The organism is Mesorhizobium kamtschaticum (genome assembly GCF_056174585.1).
The window spans coordinates 6,728,475-6,751,000 of sequence record NZ_CM149691.1 but is presented as its reverse complement, the minus strand read 5'-3'; the positions used below and the strand labels follow the sequence as shown (position 1 = coordinate 6,751,000).

Annotated in this window: 18 protein-coding genes and 1 pseudogene; 15 read left to right on the top strand and 4 right to left on the bottom strand. The window is 59.5% G+C overall.

From position 1 onward, the window contains the following. Nucleotides 1-98: 98 nt before the first annotated feature. The 6 genes and pseudogenes from AC0V7N_RS33335 to AC0V7N_RS33310 form a co-directional block, all read left to right on the top strand. Nucleotides 99-788 (top strand): annotated as a pseudogene (locus tag AC0V7N_RS33335) (pirin family protein); the annotation flags it as partial. 702 nt (nt 789-1,490) lie between these two features. After that, a complete protein-coding gene (locus tag AC0V7N_RS33330) occupies nt 1,491-3,071 on the top strand; it encodes a GMC family oxidoreductase (RefSeq protein WP_475452456.1) in 1,581 nt (526 codons plus the stop codon). A 10-nt stretch (nt 3,072-3,081) separates the two neighbouring features. Further along, nucleotides 3,082-4,065 carry an amidohydrolase family protein gene (locus AC0V7N_RS33325; protein ID WP_475452455.1) on the top strand — a complete coding sequence of 328 codons (984 nt, stop codon included), beginning with the start codon at nt 3,082-3,084 and terminating at the stop codon, nt 4,063-4,065. A gap of 35 nt (nt 4,066-4,100) precedes the next feature. Next, the gene (locus AC0V7N_RS33320; protein WP_475452454.1) at nt 4,101-4,586 is read left to right on the top strand and encodes a nuclear transport factor 2 family protein; all 486 of its coding nucleotides are present in this window, start codon (nt 4,101-4,103) and stop codon (nt 4,584-4,586) included. 81 nt (nt 4,587-4,667) lie between these two features. Beyond that, nucleotides 4,668-5,054: a DoxX family protein gene (locus tag AC0V7N_RS33315; RefSeq protein WP_475460616.1), complete on the top strand. Its 387-nt coding sequence runs from the start codon at nt 4,668-4,670 to the stop codon at nt 5,052-5,054. A 1,007-nt stretch (nt 5,055-6,061) separates the two neighbouring features. Continuing rightward, nucleotides 6,062-6,796, top strand: a complete 735-nt coding sequence (locus AC0V7N_RS33310; protein WP_475460614.1) for an alpha/beta hydrolase — start codon at nt 6,062-6,064, stop codon at nt 6,794-6,796. 403 nt (nt 6,797-7,199) lie between these two features. On the opposite strand, the gene AC0V7N_RS33305 is transcribed toward AC0V7N_RS33310, so the two are convergent. Next, nucleotides 7,200-7,409 (bottom strand): hypothetical protein, encoded by a 210-nt coding sequence (locus AC0V7N_RS33305; RefSeq protein ID WP_475452453.1) that lies wholly within the window; start codon nt 7,407-7,409, stop codon nt 7,200-7,202. Between the two features lie 935 nt (nt 7,410-8,344). Next, nucleotides 8,345-9,784 (bottom strand): calcium-binding protein, encoded by a 1,440-nt coding sequence (locus AC0V7N_RS33300; protein WP_475452452.1) that lies wholly within the window; start codon nt 9,782-9,784, stop codon nt 8,345-8,347. Nucleotides 9,785-10,961: 1,177 nt separating this feature from the next. On the opposite strand from AC0V7N_RS33300, the gene AC0V7N_RS33295 reads away from it, so the two are divergent. Continuing rightward, complete coding sequence (locus AC0V7N_RS33295) at nt 10,962-11,366, top strand: hypothetical protein (RefSeq protein WP_475452451.1); 405 nt, start codon at nt 10,962-10,964, stop codon at nt 11,364-11,366. Further along, nucleotides 11,363-12,811: a lipopolysaccharide biosynthesis protein gene (locus AC0V7N_RS33290; protein WP_496627567.1), complete on the top strand. Its 1,449-nt coding sequence runs from the start codon at nt 11,363-11,365 to the stop codon at nt 12,809-12,811. Before AC0V7N_RS33295 ends, AC0V7N_RS33290 begins: the two co-directional genes overlap by 4 nt. Before the next feature lie 175 nt (nt 12,812-12,986). Here the strand turns inward: AC0V7N_RS33290 and AC0V7N_RS33285 are convergent, their stop codons facing one another. Further along, entirely contained in the window at nt 12,987-13,205 is a 219-nt protein-coding gene (locus tag AC0V7N_RS33285) for a hypothetical protein (RefSeq protein ID WP_475452448.1), read from the bottom strand. A gap of 120 nt (nt 13,206-13,325) precedes the next feature. Here AC0V7N_RS33285 and AC0V7N_RS33280 point away from each other — a divergent pair, with 120 nt between their 5' ends. The 7 genes from AC0V7N_RS33280 to AC0V7N_RS33250 all read left to right on the top strand — a co-directional run bounded on the left by AC0V7N_RS33280 (nt 13,326) and on the right by AC0V7N_RS33250 (nt 21,191). Continuing rightward, nucleotides 13,326-13,835 (top strand): nucleotidyltransferase family protein, encoded by a 510-nt coding sequence (locus AC0V7N_RS33280; RefSeq protein WP_475452447.1) that lies wholly within the window; start codon nt 13,326-13,328, stop codon nt 13,833-13,835. Further along, nucleotides 13,717-14,991 carry a glycosyltransferase gene (locus tag AC0V7N_RS33275; protein WP_496627566.1) on the top strand — a complete coding sequence of 425 codons (1,275 nt, stop codon included), beginning with the start codon at nt 13,717-13,719 and terminating at the stop codon, nt 14,989-14,991. Before AC0V7N_RS33280 ends, AC0V7N_RS33275 begins: the two co-directional genes overlap by 119 nt. Before the next feature lie 124 nt (nt 14,992-15,115). Further along, a complete protein-coding gene (locus tag AC0V7N_RS33270) occupies nt 15,116-16,045 on the top strand; it encodes a hypothetical protein (RefSeq protein WP_475452445.1) in 930 nt (309 codons plus the stop codon). A 184-nt stretch (nt 16,046-16,229) separates the two neighbouring features. Then, nucleotides 16,230-17,612 carry an O-antigen ligase family protein gene (locus tag AC0V7N_RS33265; RefSeq protein WP_475452444.1) on the top strand — a complete coding sequence of 461 codons (1,383 nt, stop codon included), beginning with the start codon at nt 16,230-16,232 and terminating at the stop codon, nt 17,610-17,612. A 33-nt stretch (nt 17,613-17,645) separates the two neighbouring features. Beyond that, nucleotides 17,646-18,617 carry a Wzz/FepE/Etk N-terminal domain-containing protein gene (locus tag AC0V7N_RS33260; RefSeq protein WP_496627565.1) on the top strand — a complete coding sequence of 324 codons (972 nt, stop codon included), beginning with the start codon at nt 17,646-17,648 and terminating at the stop codon, nt 18,615-18,617. Nucleotides 18,618-18,705: 88 nt separating this feature from the next. Then, nucleotides 18,706-19,596, top strand: coding sequence for a tyrosine-protein kinase family protein (locus tag AC0V7N_RS33255; RefSeq protein WP_496627564.1), 891 nt, complete (start codon nt 18,706-18,708; stop codon nt 19,594-19,596). Between the two features lie 65 nt (nt 19,597-19,661). Continuing rightward, nucleotides 19,662-21,191 (top strand): hypothetical protein, encoded by a 1,530-nt coding sequence (locus AC0V7N_RS33250; RefSeq protein ID WP_475452442.1) that lies wholly within the window; start codon nt 19,662-19,664, stop codon nt 21,189-21,191. A gap of 517 nt (nt 21,192-21,708) precedes the next feature. Here the strand turns inward: AC0V7N_RS33250 and AC0V7N_RS33245 are convergent. Continuing rightward, nucleotides 21,709-22,401, bottom strand: coding sequence for a helix-turn-helix transcriptional regulator (locus AC0V7N_RS33245; RefSeq protein ID WP_496627563.1), 693 nt, complete (start codon nt 22,399-22,401; stop codon nt 21,709-21,711). Nucleotides 22,402-22,526: the final 125 nt, after the last annotated feature.

Genomic DNA, 22,526 nt, shown 5'->3' with positions numbered 1-22,526 from the left:
ATCGGATCCGCCATGCCGTTCGCCGGCCCGGTCGCTGTAGCCAAAGCGGCCGACGGCGAACACCCACCTGTCTTCAGGACTTTGCCCGGGGCGCGGCCATGATCGAGCGCAGGCCCTTCGACGGGCTCCCCAGCGAGAATCTGGGCTGGCTGAAAAAACAGCGTCATTTCTCCTCGACCGATCACGGCGACCGCTCGAGAGGTGCATGGGGCTGTGTGCGTGCCTGGGACGACGACGAGATTGCGTCGAATGCGGGCTTTGCCATGCAGGTGCATGCCGATATCGAGATCATCACCTTTGTCCGGGAAGGCTCGATCACGCATCGAGACAGTCTCGGCAATGAAGGCAGGATCGACCCGGGAAACATGCAGGTCGTCAGCGCCGGCACCGGCTTGCGGCATGCCGAATACAATCTGGAGCAATCGCCGGCGCGGATTTTCCAGATATGGATCACGCCGCGCTCGCCCGGCGGGGCGCCTGCATGGGGAGTTCACCCATGTCCCAGGGCCGAACGTTCAGGATGTTTCGTGGCAATCGCGAGCGGCGACGACAGCGACATCGATGCACTGCCCATTCGCGCAAGCGCCCGCGTGTTGAACGCAAACATTAAGGCCGGCAGTCCAGTCGAATATGCACTTCGCAAGCCGCGGCTTGCCTACCTCGTGCCGTCGTCGGGCATAGTCGATGTCAACGGCGAACGAATTCACGCGCGCGACGGCGCGGCCATCAGCGATGTCGACACCATCAGGGTCACGGCGATCGAAGATGCCAACGTCGTCATGGTCGATGTCCTCGAAGATGGCGCCTGCGGTGATACGAATTCTCGACAGGAGAAGTTCGGCTCCTCCGCCGCTCGCCTGATAGGGCCGGGCTGGCGGATCGGCAGGGATTGGTCTGATGGGAAGAACGGGAAAGATCGGCCTTCGAGCCAAGCCGCTTCGCGGTTGGATCGAAGCCGGAGCTTTCACCACAACTCTGCCGGTCCCTAGATCAGGATGACGTCTCGTTGAAGCGTCATCCTGATCTAACTCTCTTTTCCGAAACTCGTCCCTACTTTTCGGGATCATGCTCTAGCTTTCCGGGCGGCACATGACCGCACCATCGAAGACTCCTCGCCGATGTCCCCCTCGCATCGGCGGCAGCGCTCTCAGCGCGATGACGGGTCTCGAAGGCGTGCCGCCCGGGAGCCCGCATTGTCTGCCGTCGGTACCTCGCCCGACCAAGCTAGCGCATCTGCAACAGACCAACGATCGACGCGGTTGCCAGTTGAGGCAACGGCCAGGCTTGCCGGGAACTCAGGACCCAAGGTTGGCGGCCTTGCGCAAAGATGGTCAAAACATCCGCAAGTGCGGGAAAGACGCCAGCCGTGTCGCATGCTTGCTTCGTTCCGTTCTTGAGAACGGTGAAGTCACGCTCATGCGGTCGCTGCATTTCCCCAATGACGCTGCCATCAGCATGAACGTCCCTTCGATAGTGGATCGTGCGAGGAGATGCCCAGGATGAGCGACGCCGGAGCCAAACCGCAAGCGATCAAGAGTTCTTACGACTACATCGTCGTAGGTGCTGGGGCCTCCGGCTCCGTCGTTGCCGGGGAATTGTCCAAGACTGGAGCCGAGGTGCTGGTGATCGAATCGGGGCCTGATGATACGTCCCCGACGATCAGCAATCCCAGCATCTGGTTCTACAACATGGCCAGCCCCCTCAACTATGCATTGCCGATCAAGCCGACCCCAAAAGTCGGCAATCGTGGTCTCGCGCTCGCGCTCGGCCACGTCCTCGGCGGCGGCAGCTCCATCAATGCGATGGTGTGGACCCGCGGTATGAAGCGCGACTACGATGCCTGGGCGAGCTCCGGCGCCCAAGGCTGGACCTGGAAGGACGTCCTGCCGATGTTCAAGGCGCAGGAGGACTGGGAGGGCGGCGCGAGCGAATGGCGCGGCGTCGGCGGACCCATTCATATCCGGCGCCCCCACGATCCCCATCCGACTGCACGTGCGGTCGTCGAGGCAGCCGCACAGATGGGCATTCCCGTTCTCGACGACCTGAACGGCCCGATGCGCGATGGTGCCGGCTACATCAACATGAACATTGCGCGTGACGGCACGCGCGTCAGCGCCGCCCGCGCCTTTCTGCATCCCAACCTCGGCCGCGCGAATCTGACGCTTCTGCTCAACACGAATGTCACAAGGGTTCTGTTTGCCGGCGATCGTGCAAGCGGGGTCGAGATCGTCGCCGCCAACAGCGTGCGGACGGTTTCGGCGACGCGCGAAGTCATTCTCTCGGCGGGGACGATCCACACTGCGCAGCTTTTGATGCTGTCGGGCGTCGGCGAAGCAAGCGCGCTGAAAAAGCTGGGCATTGCGCCGGTCGCCGATCTGCACGGCGTGGGCCAGAACCTCCAGGACCACGTGCATTTGTCGGGCGTTGTCTATCAGTACAAGGGAAAATTCCCGGACCGCCCCGCCGACAGCAACGCGGTCGAGGCCGAGGTTAACCTCTCGACGGGCGTGGACGGCCACGGCACCGACATGGTCCTTGTCCTCGAGCAGATCCCGAACGCTTCCCCGGAACTGCAGGCACGCTTCGGCGCCTTGCCGGAGAATTGCTTCACCATCTCGCCGTCATTGGTTCAACCGACCAGCCGCGGGCAAGTGTGCCTGGTGAGTGCGGACTGGCGCATTGCTCCGACGATCGACATGAATTTCCTTGGCACGGACCGCGATCTCGAAGCAACGCTTTGGGGTGCGGAGGCTGCACGGGAGCTTGTGAGCCAGAAGGCATTCGACGGAATTCGGGAGGTCGAAAAAATTCCCGGCCCGACGGTCAAGAGCAGGCAGGACCTCATTGATTTCGTGCGCATGGGCACTGGCAGCTTCGGGCACCCGATAGGCACCGCTCGAATGGGCAACGGCGCCGATGCCGTCGTCGACAGCGAACTTCGCGTTCATGGCGTGCGCGGTCTGCGTGTGGCTGACGCCTCGATCATGCCGTCCATCACCTCCGGTGCGACCAATGCCCCCTCGATCATGATCGGCGGCCGCGCGGCTCAACTGATCGAAGCGGCCACATGATGGGGGCGTCATGACCTTCACGATTGACGTGCATCAGCACATTCTCCCGGACTTCTTCTTCGAAGCGACGAACGAGACGGATCATCCTGTCGGCGGAGTAGCGCCGGCGCGTTGGTCGAAGGAGTCGGCTTTGTCCTTCATGGATGATGCCGAAATCGACGTCTCGGTCGTCTCGATCAGCACGCCCGGCGTCCACGTCGGCGACGATGCCGCGGCCGGCGATCTTGCGCGTCGCATGAACGAGCTTGCCGCTCAGCTGATCCAGGAGCGTCCCGATCGCTTTGGCGCTTTCGCCGCTCTGCCGCTGCCCGACCTGGACGGCTCGCTGCGCGCACTGGAATACGGTCTGGATGTCCTCAAGCTGGATGGCGTGCTCTTGTTTTCAAACGCGCGCGGCGTCTATCTCGGCGACCCCCGGCTAGCGCCTTTGTTCGAAGAGTTGGAGCGCCGCAAGGCCACCGTCTTCGTCCACCCCAACGCGGCGCCGGATCCTTCCTCCCTGCTCCTCGGCCTGCCGGATACGTTGATCGATTTCACGGCCGACACGACCCGCGTGGTGGCGCAACTGCATTACCGCAACGTCTTCGCACGCACGCCGAGCGTGAAGTACATTTTTCCTCACGGCGGCGGCACCATACCGTATCTCGCCACACGGTTCGAAATCATCGACAAGATGGGAGTCATTCCAGGGGGTGAAGCGCGCGGGACCGCGGCGCAGATGCTTCGCGGCCTCTACTGGGACACGGCCTCGGCCTGGCGGGCGCCTATCCTGCACATGCTTCGTTCGGAAGCCGGCATCGGACAGGTGCTCTTCGGTACCGACTACCCGTACGTCCGTCGGGATCTCACCATAGCCTGCCGCCGGGATATCGAGACAAGTCCGGAACTGGGCAGCGACGAAGTCCGTGCCATCCTTGCAGACAATGCGCAGCAGCTGTTTCCGCGGTTCGCGCCGCGGGCGTCGGGGACGTCTTCGAACCTGCGATCCGCCTGATGACGACGAGCAAGCATTGAGCCAAGGAGCAGCCCATGGAGCCCCCATCACGACTTCGTTGGCAGAACGGCCTCACCTTACGGGAGGTGGCAGATCGCCTTGCCATTCGCGAGCTCGTCGATGCGTACGCCTATTGCGCTGATCGCCGGGACGCCGAAGGCCAGATGTCGTTGTTCACGGCCGATACCGAGTTCCTCGTCTACATGGATAGCCGAAATCCTGTCCCCAGCCAGGAGATTCGCGGTCGCAAAGGCCTGCGCCCCGTGTTCGAGAACCTGAATACATACGAGGCGACGACGCACTTCAACGGTCAAAGCACAGTGACGTGGGGCGAGGATGCCGCAACGGGTGTGTCCTATTGCCTGGCGCACCACGTCAAGGTTGACGGCTCAAGCAGGAGCCTGATGGTCGCCTCAATCCGCTACCTGGACCATTTCGTGAAAATCGACGGCCATTGGTACTTCAAACAGCGCAAGCTGATGGTCGATTGGATCGACACCCGCCCTATGGGTGCCAGCTGAAGACTCTCGAATTCGCCAGTCGACGTCGCCTGATTTCTTCCCCGCTTGTCTGACCTCGCCTCAAATCAAGGAATAACTTCGATGACTTCAATGCGGTATATTCCGTTCGTTGGCCGTCTCCTGATCGGCGCGCCGTTCGCGATGAGCGGCCTCAGTAAACTGGCGGCGATCGGTCCGACCCTGGCCCTGATCCAGGCGGTTGGCCTGCCGCTGCCGCCGTTGGCTTTGGCAGTTTCGGTGCTTGTCGAGGTGGGAGGAGGGCTCCTGCTGGTCGCAGGCTTCCAGACCCGTGTCGTGGCCGCGGCACTCGCGCTTTTCTCCTTGGCCACCGCGTTGACGTTTCACACCAATTTTGCCGATCAGAACATGCTGGCCCATTTTCTCAAGAACGTGATGATGGCCGGCGGGCTGCTTCAGATCGTTGCGTTTGGCGGGGGAGCGCTCAGCCTCGACAACCGCCGCGCCTAGGGTGCAATAGTTGCGGCTAGACTAGGAACGGTTGTCCTGCCAGCCAGGTAAACACCGGCGCTCGGACACGCGAGTTAGGTGGAAAGCGCGGTTCCCCAGCTCTGCCGCCGGTTCTTGGCGGTGGCGGCCTGCTCGATGAGATCGGCGACAGCCTTGGGTTTGCAGACGTAGACGGGCATGGCTGCCGGGCATTTTCCACGGTCTTTGCCTTGGCGCGGCTGGCCATCTGGCGCTGTGCCGGCGGCGGGATCACGTGATCTTCGGTGGCTACCAGGTACCAGCTCCAGGCCAGCGCAGTGACCTTGCTCTCGCGGGTCACGATTGAGGAATCAAAGGCTCGGCCGCGCGGCTGATGGCGCTCGACCCGCTGTCTGCAATGACGGCTTTGCCTTGTTTGAGAGCGATAGGAAAACTCAAGTCAGCCAGTCAAACAAACAGGTGCTGCGGGTCACACATTGCTGCCGCGGAGCGTCTCGAACAGGAACTAGATGCGCTTCTCGCCCTCGCCGATCCAGTTCTCCAGCGGGCTGACGGTGGCCAGGTCCCAAACCAGCCGGACTCGTATGGTCAACACGGATTCGTCGCCCCTTTTTGTGGGATGAAAGAGACACTGCGTGCATGGAAAACCAGTCCTCTTCCTGGTCCTTAGGTTCGCCTGACCATACGAGGGAATACGAAGGATGGGTCGGCGACATTTGCCAGGGTCAGCATCCAGTAGGCAGCGTTCGTGCACGCGCCCGTCACCTCGCGCCAAGCGAAGCCGAGGCAATGGCTAACAGACAAAACCGCCGCTGAGACTTAAAATCAAAGCGATCTCAAGCTAAAATCAAGGGGTCCTGAAGGTCGGCTGAAAGCGCGCCCTTCCGGTATGCCGCATAGTTCTCCTGCAACACAGAGACAGCCGCAAGGCAGCGTCTGAAACCACGGAAACCATCAACCCAACCTTGAACCCAGGAGTACTTGAAATGACCAAGATCGCACTCACCGCCGCTGCCATCCTCATCGGCATGGGCACGGCTTTCGCGCAACCGGCTCTGGCTAAGTCCCCCGCCGGCGTCAAGAACATCGTGCTTGTGCACGGCGGCTTCGTCGACGGTTCGGGATGGAAAGGCGTCTACGACATCCTGACCAAGGATGGCTACACCGTAAGCGTCGTCCAGAACCCGACCGTATCTCTCAAAGAAGACGCGCTCGTCACCCGCCGTGCGATCGATGCCATGGGTGGCAAGGTCGTGTTGGTCGGCCACAGCTATGGCGGTGCCGTTATCAGCGAAGCCGGCACGGACGCCAACGTTGCGGGCCTCGTCTACATCGCGGCCTTTGCTCCGGACAAGGGTCAGTCGATCATCGAGATGCTGGCCAACCCTGAGAAAGCAGACCCGGTGCCGCCGATCTTGCCGCCGGTGGACGGCTTCCTGTTCCTCGACAAGGCGAAGTTCCACACGTCTTTCGCCGGCGATGTCAGCAACCAACTCGCCGCGTTTATGTACGCCTCGCAGGTGCCATTCGGTCTTGAAGGCGCGAGCGGCAAGGTGAGCGATCCGGCCTGGCGGGCAAAGCCGTCCTGGTACCTGTTGACCACCGACGACAAGATGATCCCGCCGCGTGTCCAGAAATTGATGGCGGATCGCGCCAAGTCGCAAATCACCGAGGTCGCTGCAAGTCACGCGGTCTACGTGTCGCAGCCCAAGGCCGTGGCCAAGATCATCGAGAAGGCGGCTGAGGCCCTCTCGGCGAAATGAGCCAACGCGGCGGGGAGGTACTCCCCCGCCGTCGCCCCCTAAGCGGGCAAAGCGCGGTGCAGCCATTGAAATTTCACGAACGCATGCCCGAGACGTTGCGGAAAAATGTGCCACAAATTGTGATACCTATTGTGCTACAAATCGGGATCAACAACAGAAAAATGAAGCAAAAACAAAGTCTTGTGGGGAGTGTCGATCCCAGCCAACGGTAATAGGGGAAGCACTTCGCATGGCCCGTTGGCGAACTCAAATGAACAAGCTCAAGGGATTGTCACAGTCTGCAGGATGCTTGCTGCACGGAGAGCTTAGGCACTTGCCGGAGCCCCGTGATGCAACTGCCCGAAAATGGCAGTGTCTGACATTGCGATGTAGCCAGAATAACTTACGAAGATCGTGCTTTCGCTCAACCCTGCGCTCGTTTGACCCGCTCGCGTACCGCGACGAGGCGTTCTTCCTTCGCCTGAAGATCCCGCATCGCTCGTTCCAGGTGGTCGTATTGCGGAAGCAATGTCTCGCCTTGGTCACCACGCGCAACGATGATCTCCGCAACGCGGTCGAGCGCTCGTTCAATGCGCTCCGCAGTAATAGCATGACCAGTGGTCGAGTGCGTCACGACATCGCCTCCTGGCAAACGATGAACTCATAATTGATAGTAGTTGGATTTGCGTTTCGGGAGAAGCGACGATCTTGGTCCGAGCGCTAAATTGCGGCGGCGGTCGACAACGGGGGCGGCGATATCGTTTTCGAGGGCTAAACACCCGCTTGCTTGACGGTACTTTTGAGCTAGATTATTTTACGCTGTCGGACGTTACGACGCGCGAAAATCGTCCGATTGAGCTCGATAGTTGGTGAAACCTCAAAATTTTTTTTGCGGCGATTTTCTCTTTTAAATCAATAGCGTAACTTTTTGACGGCCCGCGCGTCGGCTTTTCGAACGGTAGCCAAGAAAAACCCATCTAGATCAATGACCTAGCTGGGCTAAAAACAATCGAGTGGGAGTGAGGGTTAGCGTAGTCTGCAGCGCTCCGGCGTAGTTTTTCGCAGAAAAAACAACTATTTGCGGTTCATCTCATTCACCATCGGCCCTACATCATCAACTGAACTCTTCGGTAGCCTAAGTCGCTGATTTCTTTGGCCTCGTGCAAACCGGGGCGCGTTCGACGTAAGGGCAGCTGATCAAGTCGAGTGCCTGACGAGGCAGTCGCTCACGCAATCTATTGTACGATGTGGCCGGAGACCGCTACGGCCTTTCCCCAACGAGCGCTGACACACATATGGTGACTCGTGAAAATCGACAGCGACGGCGACTTGAGCGTGGGCCTCCCGCAAAATGCACTATTCATGCGCGTGTTCGGCATCAGTGCTTGTGCGGACGCCTGATCAGCCGCCAACTCCGCTCGTCGCTCAAGACTAGGCGGCCGCAGGCAGAAGTCGAACCCGAGCGTTGCGTCTGCTGGCGATCCGTGCTGTGAGCGTTCATAACACCGCAATGCTCGAGAAACGTCTGGCCCGATCCATCTCAGGACCCAGGCGTTTCGCCGAAAGGGCTCAGGTCACAAGGAATGACGATGCAGTTAGCGATAGGTGCGGAGAAAGGCTGGCGAACTGGATCTGATGTGCGCCACCAACCCCGTCGCTATCGAATGAAAGCGCTCCGGTCGAACTGTTGTAGATGATGTGTTGGCTGCTGGTGTGCGCAGCCGAGCCAATGTGGAATGCCCCCGTTGGCAGCGCACCTGGCTGGAGCCCCTTAAACACGGTGTGATCGATCTGGATCTTGTCTTCGGTGACGCTGAAGTCCGTGATCTTGTCGACATTGCCGGCACCGAGCGCGGTGTTGAAAACGAAGACGTCCTTGCCTCCATAACCAGTCAGCGTGTCGGCCCCGCCGCCACCGTTGATGACGTTGGCGCCAGCATTGCCTTGAATGGTCTGGGCGAATCCGTTGCCGGTCAGGTTGATTGGCGCGGTGCCGGATCGGTTCGCGGTAGCGAGAAGCTCGATCTCCGAGCCAGGCAAGAGAGCATAGCTCACCGAGGCAAGCACCTTGTCCGTGCCGCCGCCGATCGCCTCCATCACCCTGTCGCCGGTATTGTTGACATAGTAGGTGTCGTTGCCGGCGCCGCCGATCAGCGTGTCGGCGCCGGTGGTTCCCTGAAGAACGTCCGCGCCGGGGGTGCCATAGAAAGTACCGCTGGTTGGCGACGGAGGTGGGGGGCTGGGCGGAGGCGGGGTGGTGTTCAGGCTATTGTGCTGAAGGAAAAAGGCCTGCAGTGCCGGATCGCTTCCAAGCGCCGTGTCGCCTTGCTGGGAACCCCAAGCATAGGCATAATCGAAGGCAGGTGACGGATCCAGCGAGGCCCAGTGGTCCATCATGGTCTGTTCCTGGGACGCAGTGGGCATCACATATTGGCCACCAGTGTCGGTGGTCCAGGTGCCACCCCCAAATGTCTGATAGACTGGAACAATCTGGCTGACCGGGATGCCCGAGGCTACTGCCGCAGCCACGGTTCTGTCGATCATGTTGTAATCGATCGTGGTTGTTCCCGTGCGCACCGGGTAGGGATCCAGTCCGTAGTAGTCGATATGTGTGTTGGCGGGATTGTAGGTGTTCGTGAAGTCCGGGCTCGCGGAAGCCCCCATATTCATCATGGTGATGAAGGTCTTCGCGCCAGGCACATTGTTATGAATCCAGTCGGATTCCGCCATCAGATTCGCGGCGGAAGCGTAGGTGCCCCACTTGCCGGTGGGATCCGGCTCGTCAACGAGGTAGAAGCCAAACAGCTTTGGATTACCAATGTAGGGGGTGACCTGTTGGATAAAGCTGGATGTTGCTCCATTGACATCGTTCAGGAAGACCAGGCCCTGCATTCCGGCCGGCAGCGCGTTGAGCTGATCGACGGACTGAACATCAGCCAGATTGAATCCGGCCGTCGCAATGTTCGTGCCCAATCCGCCTGAACCTGATGCGTAATGGAGCGTTGTCATCCGATTTCCTTCGTCTGATTCGGCAAGCCCCCTGCGTCTGCCTACGCGAAGGTTATAGTAGCGACAAGTCAAATACCGATATCGCCCGGTCAGAATAGGTGATCAGCGAAGCGAATAGCCGCCGGCAGGAAGTCATGGGCCTGCTCGGCGCATGGCTGGAGCCAGCCTTTTGGGGCGACGGTCAGTGCCTGCCGCCGCGGTTCCGTCGTCCCCGAATGCGGTGCAAATTCGGCGCTACCGGCTGGTTGATCCGATTGCCCTGCACCTGGGCAATCACGGTAGCGCTACCCTTTGATCCGATGCGTAGCCGCCAAAACCACCTCGGCGCATCGCTGCATGTCGGAACGCTCTCTGCTTCATTCAAACGGACGAGGACAGTGGGCAAGCATGCCCCTAGCGTGGCGGGTGTTATTCGCACGGAAGCGATCAGACCGGCCATGACAGCAAATCCAGACGCCAGCCACTTCGCGCGATCGAGGCACCGCGCGCACTCGGGAGTGGCAGGATGAGCCCGCACCTAGTCTGCGTGGGGGGCGAGGATCATCCGTTGAGATCCCGTTCCTGACAGCGCTGCGCGAAAGAGGCTTACGGGTCACCGCGGTCTCCAGTGACGATGGCGCCGCCTTTTACCGCATGGCATTCCCCATCGCCGATTTAGGTTCGATAGCTTTGGCAGTGGCAGTGGGGAATGGAGCGCTCTGCGCTCACAGATCGATGACCATTTGTGACTGCACCAAGCAAAGAAAACTCGGCCTCGGGATTTGAAATTGGCATGATCATTGAATTTTTCGGACCACCGGGATCCGGTAAGACGACCCTCGCGCATGCGCTTGCCGGCCGCTTGCGCGACAGAGGATACATGGCCAAAGTAATCCTCTGCTATCAGCCTCGCAGTAGAGGTGGGGGGTGGAGTTTTTTCGGGTTACTTTCGATAAGTTATAGAATTTATTCGGCTTTAATTTCAATAGTGGCGATAGTGACATCGTCATTTAGAGATGGATATGAGTTAAAAGTAAGCAATAGTTTGGTAAAGATTATGCCGCCAGAAGGTATTATATGGCGTGTCCGGGTATGGCAATATATTATACGGTTATCGCGTTGCTGGAAGCAGGCGAGCAAATCGACTGATATAGCAATATTTGATCAGGGTTTTGTTCAGGCGGTCGGGTCGCTAGCGATGTTCAATGGCGCCGCGGACGACAGGTCAATCGCCCAGGCGCTTCATTTCGCCCCCCAGGCCGATCTCGTGGTTCGAATGGTCGTGCCGCGCGATGTCGTGGAAGCACGGCTGCGTGCAAGGATGATGAGCGAGCCGGCCGCGGAGCGACTCTTTGAGGTGGACGTCGCAGGCAACATGAACTCCTTTGGCGTATTCGACGATATTGGCGATGTTCTCTCGAAAGCGCACCGAAACATCGTGTCGATTCAACCGATCGACCAACAATCAACCTTCAGCGGCCTCCGTCGGGTGGAAGAGGAAATCCTGGCGCGGCTATCCCCAGTCGGGGCCCCCGTCATCAAAAGGCGGCGAAGGCAAAACGAATTGCCGGCCATGCGCAAGCGTGGAAAGAGCGAAGCATGAACGACCGCTCCGAAGGGGATCCGCTCCAGTATCAAGCGGCCGAGGGGGTCGCCGACCCGCTGTCTGTCGCAGCCGCGGGTACCGCCTCCATCGCGATGCCCACTCGGCGTCACGACGTTGGCCGACGCCTCGTTCATGCAAGCATCTTCGCCCTTCTGGTCTACATCGGGGGTGCCGGGCTCACCAGCATGGCACAGTTCGGGATCGCGCGCCTGGTCGGTGCCACAAGCTACGGCATCTACTCCTACTCTCTGGCATGGAGCACAGTTCTCGCCTCGCTCTCGATGCTCGGCTTCAACATTTCGCTTCTTCGCTTCGTGCCGGCATACAAGGCCGCCGGGCGTTTGGACCTGGCTCGGGGGGTAATCACCTTCGCGTTGTGGTGGTCGCTGTCGACGGCGACGCTGGCGGGGTTGGCCGGAGCAGCGTTCATCGTCTTTCTGCCTTCGAACCACCTTCACCAGGAGCTTCAGACGACAATGCTCCTCGGTATGGCGGCTGTGCCGCTGATCACGGCCTACGCCCTTGGCGCTACCCTGGTTCGTGCCTTTGGAGGCGTGGTGTCGGCTCTTTTGCCCGAGCGCGTTGCGCGCGATGGACTTCTGTTGGCTTTACTGGGCGGCGCGGCGTTTTCGGGCTGGTGGACCCTTGATGCACCGTTCGCGATGATGGCAATCGTTGCAAGCTCGGCCGTCACGGTCGGGCTCGTGTTCGTCACAGCAATGAGACTATGGCCGGCCGGCCTGCGAGACACTCAGGCGACCTACACTGAGCGCCAATGGTGGTCGGCCGTCCCCCCGACCATGCTTGTCACCGGGCTCGACGTGTTCATCAGCCGCACTGGGGTCGTGCTTCTGGGCTCGACCGGCCAGGTCCGCGAGGCTGGTATTTTTGCCCTGGGTCTGAACGTGGCGCTGCTCGTGGGCCTTTCCAGCGTCGCTGTCAGCACGATGTTCTCGCCAACAGCTGCGGATCTTCATGCCCGCAAGGATCACGAAGCGTTGCAACGGCTGTTTTCGCGCGCTGCCGTTCTAAGTTCCGGTGGGGCGCTTGCGATCGCTGTTCCATTGCTGCTGGTCACCGAACCGCTGTTGCGCTGGTTCGGTGAGGATTTTGCGGCGGGAGCACTGATCGCGCGGATCCTCATCATGGGTTACGTCTGCACCGCGCTCTGTGGGCCCCAGCTCAATCTTCTGACGATGACCGGACACGAATGGGCCGCTGCGACGACGATGGTTGCCGGCGCCATGGCCAACATCGTGGCCTGTGCGGTCGGCATGGAACTGGACGGCACGATCGGTGCGGCGGCGGGCGTCGTGCTCGCTTTGGTCGTCTGGAACTCGGCGATGGCAATCTATATCCGCAAGCGATTGAACATCTTGCCCGGTCTGGCCTTTGCTGCCTTGGCTTTGAGGCCGGGACAGCTCAGAGCTCGCTGGGGATAGCAGCTGCCCCAATTCGTGGGGTTCGATGCAATGATATCCACCGGTCATCAGCCTAGCCTCGTTCCGCAATATGAGCCCGAATCTCCGACTCTCGAACGGTCGGGTCGCTTCCGGCCGTTGTGACCCGACGGAGGAAATCAACCTGAAACGAAGCGCGTATTTGAAAAGGAGGAACCTATGACAAACAATCAACACCGTCGCAACGCTTCGACGAATACCAGCCTTCTAAGACACTCTGGTTTTGGTCAGTAGTGTGCGCTGCTGTGCTGACGATGATAGTCGGCTTCACTGCCGGCGGTTGGGCCACCGCACGAACAGCGTCGGAAATGGCGAAGACCTCCGCCATCAAGGCGAGGGCTGAACTGGTCGCCAATCTTTGCGTCGAAAAGTTCATCACTGCATCCAATGCGAGCAAGAATCTGGCCAAGCTGAAGGGAACGTCTTCCGTCTTCCTACCAGCGAGATAGTTTCATCACCGATGGCGGTCGGGTGAAATTGGCTGGCTTGAAGAAGGATGCATCGAAGCCATGCTGGGGCAAATCATCTCCTACAAACGCACGAAGACGCTCGGGAAGCTTTGTGTTTAGTTTTTCAAATCCGCTACAGCCCGCCCGTGATCGCCGGAATCGGGCTGACGCGATCACGACACGATACTTCAACGATTGCGAGCTCTAGCAACACGAAGGATAACATGAAAGCTGTCATTCAATGCGGCGGGAAGGGAACGCGCTTACGTCCGCATACATCCATTTGCCAAAAACCGCTGATGCCGATCGGAGCGCGGCCCGTCCTCGAGCTCGTGCTCAAATGGGCTCCGGCGCAATGGCATCAGAGAAGTTTACATCACGACCGGATATCTTGGCCACCTCATTCGCAGCGTTTGTGGCGATGGGAATCAGTGGAACATGCGGATCAACTACACGCAGGAGCTGGAGCCGCTCGGTACGATCGGACCGTTGTCACTGCCGCGCGAACACCTCGATGCGCCGTTCCTAGGAGGTGGGCAGATGTCGAATGTACATAGCATGAGCCGGCCGTATGGCGATCGTAGGCAGGGGCCTCACCTCCTTCGTGACGATCCAAATGGGACGCCTATGGAGGGACGCGGCCCCCTGCAGCCCCATCTGCTCTATATCGGAGGCGAAGACCATCATCTTCGTATTCCGGCCATGTCCGCCCTGCGCAATCACGGCTTTCGCGTAACCGCGGCTGGAACAGGCGAACCCGCCCCGTTTGCGCAAGCAGGCATCAACTATCGGCGCTTCCATTTCGACCGTTTCGTCAGTCCGCTGGCCGATTGGGCCGCGGTCAGGAGCATTTCGAAGATCCTTGTCGAGGTGCAGCCCGATCTCGCACAGAGCTTCGACACCAAACCATCCGTGTTCCTTCCTTTGGCTGCGCGAAGCACTCCTGGCGTATTGGTCATTCGCACGATCAACGGACGGGCTTTCCTCTATTCGTCGCGATCTCCCACGGCCTTGACGTTGCGTCCAGTCTATCGCGCGCTCCACAAAATTGCGGCTCGCACTGCCGCGGCCACGGTTTTCGAAATTGGTGACGATCTTGCATTCTTCGAGCGCCACGGAATGGCAGGGAAGAAACCCGTGCTGATACCTGGCGCTGGCGTCGATGTCGATGGATTCGATCGAGCATTGACGTCAGGGCCTTCGCCAACCCAGCTTCGCAAGGAGCTTGGGCTCGGCGACGCCGAAGTCGTGATCACCGTGACGCGGATGACCCGGCAGAAAGGTATTCCGGCGCTGCTCAAAGCGGCAGCTAAGGTGCACGAAGTGCGTCCCGATGTACGCTTCCTGCTTGTCGGGCCGCGTGAATCCGAAGGGCCGCTTGCGGTGACGCAAGCGGAGATCGAGCGGCATGCGCCCTACGTGAAGGCGATAGGACCGAGATCGGACATCCCATCACTGCTCGCGCTCGCGAATGTATTCGCGTTTCCGACCGAGTATCGGGAAGGCGTGCCACGGGTGCTTCTCGAGGCGGCACTCGCCGGTGTGCCGATCGTGACCACCACCATGCCCGGTTGCGCCGAGGTCATTTGCGACGGATGGAATGGCTACCTGGTTCCGCCCGGAGCACCCGCATGTTGGCTGCAAAAATTCTCGACCTGCTCGGCAATCGAGAGAATGGGCGAATCATGGCCGGTCGCGCGGCCGTGCGCGTAAGGAAGGAATTCTCCCTCGAAAACGTTGTCGCTTGTCAGGCCGCTCTCTACAGGGACCTCATTGATCGCTCGGGCGGGACTCGGTTCAAGGATGACAAAAACGCGCGCGAGCAAAGAGGTCACACATGCGGTTCGCCATAGGGATGAGTGCACAGGCCGTGCACCTCCTGCGGTCTGCGGGAGCAGCTCAACTGGCCGCGAGTACATTGCTCCTGCAAAGCCTTGTGTTTGATGTGCCAGCGCGCGCAGAGCCTAGAACCACGTTGCACTTCGCTTCCAATGGCAACTTCAACTCGAACGGGAATTATCTTCCCGGCGCCGTTGGGTTTAATCTGGCGGACGTCAATAGCGTCACTCAGCTCAACTCTTTGCCGGACGGCGTCAGGGGCCTCGTGTGGGTTGGCCAGTGCAACGGCGTCGATACCACGTTCCTCAACACCGTCCGGCCGTACATCGGCAACGTCAAACTGTTCGGCTTCTATCTGATGGATGACCCAGATCCAACGGGACTGCTGCGCCGTCGCTGCACAGCTGACAATCTGAAGGTCGAGTCCGACTGGATTCATGCCAACGTGCCCGGCGCAAAAACATTCATCCTCCTTATGACCACGACTTCGTCCAGGAAGCCGTCGTTCACAGGCACCTATAACCCCACCAACTCACACGTAGACCTGTTCGGTATCGACCCTTATCCCTGCCGAACGGAGTTGAAGGGTTGTGATTACAACGAGATCGACCTCTATATCGCTGCGGCGGAGTCCTCGGGCGTGCCACGCGACAGTATGGTCCCGGTCTATCAAACCTTTGGCGGCGGCAACTGGGTCGATGACGGCGGCGGTCAGTATACTCTGCCGACTGTCAGTCAGCTGGAGCAAATTCTGGCCCGTTGGGACGCGCTCATACCAACACACGTGTTCGACTACGCCTATAGCTGGGGATCGCAGAATGCAGATACGGCGCTCGGCAGTTCGCCGGATTTGCAGGCGGTGTTCTCGCGCCGCAATGAAAGCTCGATAAATTTTAGATTGGATCGCTCGGGGATACTCAAATGGTGACCGCTCGAGTGCGGCGCAACCGAGAAACGTGCCCCGTAGGCTATGGGCTTGGAGGCCGCCTAACGGGGAAGACTGACAAGCGGTTTGGGACATCGTCCGCTGCCCGGCGATCCACAATGAGGTTGCAGATCGCTGCTCTCAACCGCCGGCTGAAGCACGAACCTCTGGATTGGGAGGTGTGCCGATGATACCGGACGTCTTGTTCGCGCTCGGGCTGCTGCTGACACCTGCTTCGCAATTGCGGCTCGCGGGCTTTCCGGTGGGACCGGGCGAAATTTGTCTTGTTATCTGGATAGTTCTCATACTCGGCCGCGAGGCGACTCGCCTTGGCTCGTCCCTTACGCCGGCTCTTTCGCGACTACTTATCTTTTGGTCGTTTTTTGCCATTGCGCAAAGCCTCGGCACGCTGACAGCAGCACTCATCGGCGATCGGCACGATCCCGAGTGGTTCATACATGATGTTATGGCCTATCCTCTTTTGGCCGCCGTAAGCTGCCTGAGCCTGATCGGGCCCCATGCCGGACCCCACTTGCGTCGCGTCAGCTGGCTTCTGTGCGCGCTCGGCACCCCGGTTGTCGCCGCGCAGCTCGCTGACGCCTGGGGACTGTTCGATATCCCGTCGGTCGATCCTTGGTGGTGGGATCAAGTCCGTGGCTGGTCATCGAACCCTCATCAGCTTGCCGTGCTTTGTATGGTGCTTGGAATTCTGTCGCTTCATCTCGCCGAAACCGCCACCCGGCTCGGCACGAGGATTGCCGCCCTCGCCTGTGCTATCGTCCCCGTCTACACGGGCCTGCTTACGGGCAGCGATTCATTCAGTCTCATTCTTGTTGCCACGGGCCCGATCTTCATTGCATTCAAATTCCGAACTTGGCTTGTCTCACGTGCACCGCGGGTCAGTTTCCGCTCCGCGTTCGCCTGGATGATCGTGCTGGCTTTACCGCTGATCGTAGTTTCGGTGGTCCCGCTGGCTTACTCGATTGCGGTCGAGGCTCAGGGCCTCGCCAATTCGATGGAACGGGAAAATCCGGAGCAAACGGAGGAGAAGACCTCGCTGCGATTTGAGCTATGGGGGCAGGCGATCCGGCGGGGCGTCGGATCGGGGATGCTGGGTTTGGGCCCTGGGCCGCACCTCGAAATACCCCATTCCATCGTGTCCCAGAGGAACTTGGAGACAGAACAGCCCGACTTTGTCGAACACCCCAAACTCACCCTTGCGCCGAACTTCGAGGCGCACAACACATTTCTCGATCTTTTCACCCAAGGCGGGCTGATCATCGTTTTGAGCTTCATCTGGATCGTGGCAACGGCTTTCTGGTTCGCCTACCGGACCGGGCAAGCGGGGCTTCCGTCCCTGCTCTGCGGTCTCTGCATATACTCGATCGCTACCTTCGTCCTCAGGCATCCGGTCTTTTGGTTTGTGATCGCACTCTGCCTGGTCGCGGAGCCTAGGCCAACGGATCGAGTGCGGTCCGTCGCCGGAGGCAAAGCGCTGAGCGGCATTCTTCCGCGTTCTCCGCTCCGGATCGGATATGGCACGAGCAAACTGCGCGTCAGGTCGAGCTAATTGCGGAGACGGACCGCTGGCATGGAGGTACGGATGCATTTGATGGATAGCACGGGCGGCGAGACATGGTCCTCCAAGGTCAGGCGCCGGACCACCAAGGCGCGCAGTCCCACCACCGACCCCATGCCATTTGAACCTGATTTCGAGAACGAGCGGCCAGACAATCACGCCACGACAGTTCCCGAACCGGGTTTCCAGCAGGTGATCGGGATCCTGCGTCGGAGGATCAAACCTATTCTCACGGTCGCGGCGTTAGGAACGATACTGGCCGGTGTCGCCGGTCTACTCATCACACCCAAATATACCGCAACCGCGCAAGTCCTTGTTCGGGCTGCCACTCCCCTCAGCCCTGAAGCGGTCCAGCAGGCCGTAGACACTCAGTTGACGATGCTGGCCTCTCCCGTTCACTTGCATAGCGTCCTTGACAGCCTGCGGAAAGAGACAGGCTTCCGAGGAGCGACATCCGAACCCGAAGCGAACTCGGCTGCCACCGCGCAAGCTCCCGCCGTGCCAAGCACGGCCGAAGCCGGGCCACTGAGCTTGAAAGAACTCAAGCGGCGGCTGGATGTCTGGATTGGGGCGCTTACCGGGCACAAAAGAGACGGAACAGGGCTCACATTCGACGATCTCCAGCGCCGCCTACAGGTCCTGCAGGACCACCGCTCACGTGTCATCGACGTCAGCTTCGAGTGGACGAGCCCTGAGAAGGCTGCCGAAATCGTCAACCGGACCGTCGAGCTCTACGTCCAGAACGGCATCGAGCAGCAGCGGGCCTACAGCACCAACGAAATAGCTCGGCTCGAAGAACGCATTTCGGTTGTCAAGGGCGAGATCGAGCAGGCTAACGCGGCCCTCCAGGCAAGCCAACTGCAGTCCGGTGCAAACCGGATCGTCGGCAGCGAGGCACAAGAGGCTGCTCCAGACCCGCAAGAACTGGAGCGTTGGGCGGCCACCAGCGCGCAGCTTTACGAGAAGTCTTATACAACGACAGAAGGATATCCGTGAACGAGACGAGCTGGTAGATCCAGAAGCAGCTATCCTCTCGCTTGCGTCTCCGCCGTCCCGGCCGAGCTCTCCGAATCCGATCCTGTTCGTGCTCCCTGCCTTGATCGCCTCTTTGATCTGCGCGAGTTTGCTGGCTCTCACTCTGGAACGGCTGGATAGAGGCCTGCGAAGCGAGCGCGAAATTGACGATGCGCTTGGTCTCTCGTGCATCGGCCTTGTACCGCGGATCCCCCGCAGACACCTATCTCATCTTGGCAAATATCTCCGAGCAAAGCCGTTTTCCCCTTACGCGAGCGCATTATGGTCGGTGGTCGCGACGCTGCGGATGGCAAAGCCCGGTAACGCGAAGGTGGTTTTGATCAGCTCCAGCATTCCTGGGGAAGGGAAAACCAGGTTCGCCCAGAGCCTCGCGACCTACATCAGCTTTCTTGGACGTAGCGTGCTCTTAGTAGGTCTCGATTTTCGGAAAGGCTCGCGAGTTGGCGAGTTCAACGACAGACGAATCGTCGATTTGTCCCTGCAAAACCGACCGCCGGAGGAGCTCATCCGGCATATCGCGGAGGCTGGGTTCGACTATCTCCCGATGCCCGGTTACCGCCTCGATCCCTTGACCGCCACCGAACAGATGGCGGACCTCATCCGTCAGCTTCGCGAGCGTTACGATTATGTGATTATTGATGGTCCGTCTGTCCTTGGTGCTGTGGAGGCTCGGTTGCTTCCTTCGATTGCCGACAGATTGCTTCTGGTCGTGAAATGGGGAAGCACAAGACGCGAGGTGGCTCAGAATGCGTTGGATCTGCTTCATAAGTCCGGCGGTCTCAACAAGGAGCATAGCGATCTTGCGATGGCCATCGCGACACAGGTCGATCTCAAGAGACACGCTCGATATCGCTACGGTGATGTGGGCGAGTTCTCGTCGGGGACGGACGGAGCAGATAGCGGCCAATCGAAGCCACAATCGCAATACTTTCATCGTTAGTCCAAAGGATGAGGAATAAGACGTTTTCAAAACCGCGCAATTGTCCAGGCGGAAGGGGCCGAAAGATGAAACATGACGCTCTACACAAAGCAGATGTGATCGGCCGCTCGGGCGCGGAGAACGCGATCCTGCCTCTGATACTGATGGTCTTGAATGACTTTCATCGGCAGAAAATTTCCTATTGTTCCTGGAAAAGCAGCAAAAGGGTCTATCGAGGCTTAGCGGGCGATGGAGATCTCGATCTACTTGTCGCGAAACAGGATCTGCACCGCGCCCAAGCAATTCTCCTTGAGCGGGGCCTCAAACTTTTTCCTTGCGTAGCGTTCCGTGACCATCCCTCGATCTTGAGCTTTCTAGGTTATGACGAACCGAGCAGCCGACTCGTTCATCTTCATTTGCACTTCCGATTGGTCGCGGGCAACAGCCTCCTCAAGAACTACTGTCTACCATGGCAAGAAGCAATTTTGGCGCGGACTATCGTTCATCCAATGCTGCCGATCCGTGTGTTGGATCCGGTGGACGAGGCATTGCTGTTGATCGTACGCAGTTGCCTTGAATTGAGGCGGTCAGATCCTGTTATGCTCCGCAACTGGCGGGCTGAAACGCGCAAGTTCGCGCTCGATCGGATGGAACTTGCCGCCCGCGATGATCGCTCGACGCTCGGCAGCCGAGCCGCTGAGTTGTTGGGTGATGATATGGCAGAGATGATTGTCGCCGCCATCTATGGCAAACCGACGCTGGAAGATCAGCGACGCCTCCGGAGGCGCATCAAAAGGCATTTCCATCCTCATCGCACCTACAACGCATTTGAGGCGGGGCTGCGGAGCCTGGGGCGCGCCGTCCATTGGGTTGGTGGCAGCTTGAACAAGCGTTTTCTCTGGGCACCCCGCCCGTGGAGCCGTCGTGCGCCGGGTGGCGGCCACGTGGTGGCTGTGGTCGGCGTTGATGGCAGCGGGAAGTCCACCGTCGTCGCGACAATTCGGGAATGGCTTAGCGAGGAGATTGATGTCGTGCCAATCTACTTCGGCACCGGAGCCGGAAGGCCGTCCTTCGTACTATGGCCGTTCAAGCTGATGGTACCCTTGATCACCCTCTTGGTTAGGACCAAGCCCAAAGGCGCATCGCACGGCAAGATCTCAGATCGGCCTCCAGGCCCGCTCTACAGTATGCTCCTGATGGTCTGGGCCACAGCCGTTGCTATCGAGAAGCGCATCAAACTGTCGGCGGCGCATCGCGGAGCCAATCGGGGGCTGGTGGTCATTACCGATCGATACCCGCAGAATGAGATCGATGGTTTCAACGAAGGTCCGCTGATGTCACGTCTGACTGGGGTGCCGCGATGGCTACGTCGGTTCGAGGCAACAGCCTATTCTCTTGCCCATCGCCTTCCACCAGATCTCGTCATCAAGCTGATTGTCCCGCCAGAGATTTGCGCGAAGCGCGAGCCAGACATGGATCCTGCTGTGATAACGAACCGTATCGAGGCGATTCCGCGATTGGCGTTCTCGGGAGCGCACGTGGTTTCCATCGACGCCCAACAGCCTCTGGCAGAAGTTATTCGCGCGGTGAAACAAGAGGTTTGGCGGATACTTTAGCGCCTTGTAGTGCTCTCAAATTCCCTGACGACGGACACTGTTGTCGCCGTGGAGAAGTCGATGAGGCTGGTGGCCGCGCGTCGTGGAGCGATCGAGGAATGGTGGTCGTCGTCGACGGATTTCCCCAGGATCAGATCCTGGATTCAACGATACACCCTTGTTACCCCGACTGGCACATATCCGGGTCTGGCTTCGACGGTTCGAGGCTAGGTCATACGCGCTTGCCCGGCGTCTGCCGCCGGATCTCGTGATCAAATTGCAGACGACGCCCGAAGTCATCATGACGCGTGAGCCGGACGTGAATCCTCTCGTCATCCGAAGGCGGACGTCAGCGCTGCAGCAAACTGTCCTTTCGAAACTCCGCCGTGTTGAGCGTGGATGCCGGGCAGCCACTGGCTGACGTCATCCGTGCCGCCAAGGCCGAGATTTGGCGGCGGCTTTGAGCAAATAGGGCAGGCTCCGAACGTGATCATCGCAGGCGGATGCCACGGTTCAGCGATTGGACAGATCGTAGCCCCTACGGCAAGACAGAAATGCGCCCCAAAAGAGCCACCAGTTCCGCCTGGCGCTTCGTCTCGGTCTTGGCGAACAGCGATGCAAGCTGGGAGCGGATCGTCGTGCGGCTGAGGCGCCAGCTGCGGGCGATATCCAAAGGGGCATCGCCGTGAGCCAGGCGCAACGCAAGATGCGTTTCCGCACTCGTCAGGCCGAACATCCTCTGCAGTGTCCCGGGATTTACCGCCGATCTGTTCTTGCGATCGAGCAATGCGACGATACACGTTCCGTCGGCTGCGATGAGGCCCGTTTCATTCAGGATCACCGGCCTGTCGTCCCTGCTGCAGATCACCACCCAAGAGAGCGACCCCGGCAGGAAATGGGCCGGAACATTCGCAACCAGCCGCCTTAGCGCGGCCGAAAGTTCGCTGGCCATGTTGGCCGCTTCGCCTGGGCGCTCAAGCGTTTTTTGGGCGGCCGCGTTCCACTCGATCACTCTCTTTTCGCGGTTCAGTACCAGATAACCGCAGCCGATGCGGTCAAGCATGCCGGTGATGGATTCCCAACCGCGCCGCGTCAACCCGTCAACCCGAGCGTTCGACCGATCCGAAGTATTTAGAGATTGCGTTGTGTGTGCTTGTTGGCCATACCCATCCTTCAGCACAATGTATTGTCCGCCCGCAAACGTATCGTTGCGCCTGTCAATCACGTTCATTTTTCAACCCCAACCTAGTTGCCCAACCTAGTCGTCTTCCACGAGGAGTAACCCTCAAAAATTACTATTTGTTTCTCCAGATTTATTGATAGAGTTTATTCATACATCTTGAATTTAGACATGAC

Bases quoted from the DNA above. Each gene is read 5' to 3' on its own strand.
- AC0V7N_RS33330 (WP_475452456.1), top strand. From the start codon at position 1,491: ATGCCCAGGATGAGCGACGCCGGAGCCAAACCGCAAGCGATCAAGAGT.
- AC0V7N_RS33325 (WP_475452455.1), top strand. From the start codon at position 3,082: ATGACCTTCACGATTGACGTGCATCAGCACATTCTCCCGGACTTCTTC.
- AC0V7N_RS33320 (WP_475452454.1), top strand. From the start codon at position 4,101: ATGGAGCCCCCATCACGACTTCGTTGGCAGAACGGCCTCACCTTACGG.
- AC0V7N_RS33315 (WP_475460616.1), top strand. From the start codon at position 4,668: ATGACTTCAATGCGGTATATTCCGTTCGTTGGCCGTCTCCTGATCGGC.
- AC0V7N_RS33310 (WP_475460614.1), top strand. From the start codon at position 6,062: ATGGGCACGGCTTTCGCGCAACCGGCTCTGGCTAAGTCCCCCGCCGGC.
- AC0V7N_RS33300 (WP_475452452.1), bottom strand. From the start codon at position 9,784: ATGACAACGCTCCATTACGCATCAGGTTCAGGCGGATTGGGCACGAAC.
- AC0V7N_RS33295 (WP_475452451.1), top strand. From the start codon at position 10,962: ATGTTCAATGGCGCCGCGGACGACAGGTCAATCGCCCAGGCGCTTCAT.
- AC0V7N_RS33290 (WP_496627567.1), top strand. From the start codon at position 11,363: ATGAACGACCGCTCCGAAGGGGATCCGCTCCAGTATCAAGCGGCCGAG.
- AC0V7N_RS33285 (WP_475452448.1), bottom strand. From the start codon at position 13,205: ATGAACTTTTCGACGCAAAGATTGGCGACCAGTTCAGCCCTCGCCTTG.
- AC0V7N_RS33280 (WP_475452447.1), top strand. From the start codon at position 13,326: ATGCATCGAAGCCATGCTGGGGCAAATCATCTCCTACAAACGCACGAA.
- AC0V7N_RS33275 (WP_496627566.1), top strand. From the start codon at position 13,717: ATGCGGATCAACTACACGCAGGAGCTGGAGCCGCTCGGTACGATCGGA.
- AC0V7N_RS33270 (WP_475452445.1), top strand. From the start codon at position 15,116: ATGCGGTTCGCCATAGGGATGAGTGCACAGGCCGTGCACCTCCTGCGG.
- AC0V7N_RS33265 (WP_475452444.1), top strand. From the start codon at position 16,230: ATGATACCGGACGTCTTGTTCGCGCTCGGGCTGCTGCTGACACCTGCT.
- AC0V7N_RS33260 (WP_496627565.1), top strand. From the start codon at position 17,646: ATGCATTTGATGGATAGCACGGGCGGCGAGACATGGTCCTCCAAGGTC.
- AC0V7N_RS33250 (WP_475452442.1), top strand. From the start codon at position 19,662: ATGAAACATGACGCTCTACACAAAGCAGATGTGATCGGCCGCTCGGGC.
- AC0V7N_RS33245 (WP_496627563.1), bottom strand. From the start codon at position 22,401: ATGAACGTGATTGACAGGCGCAACGATACGTTTGCGGGCGGACAATAC.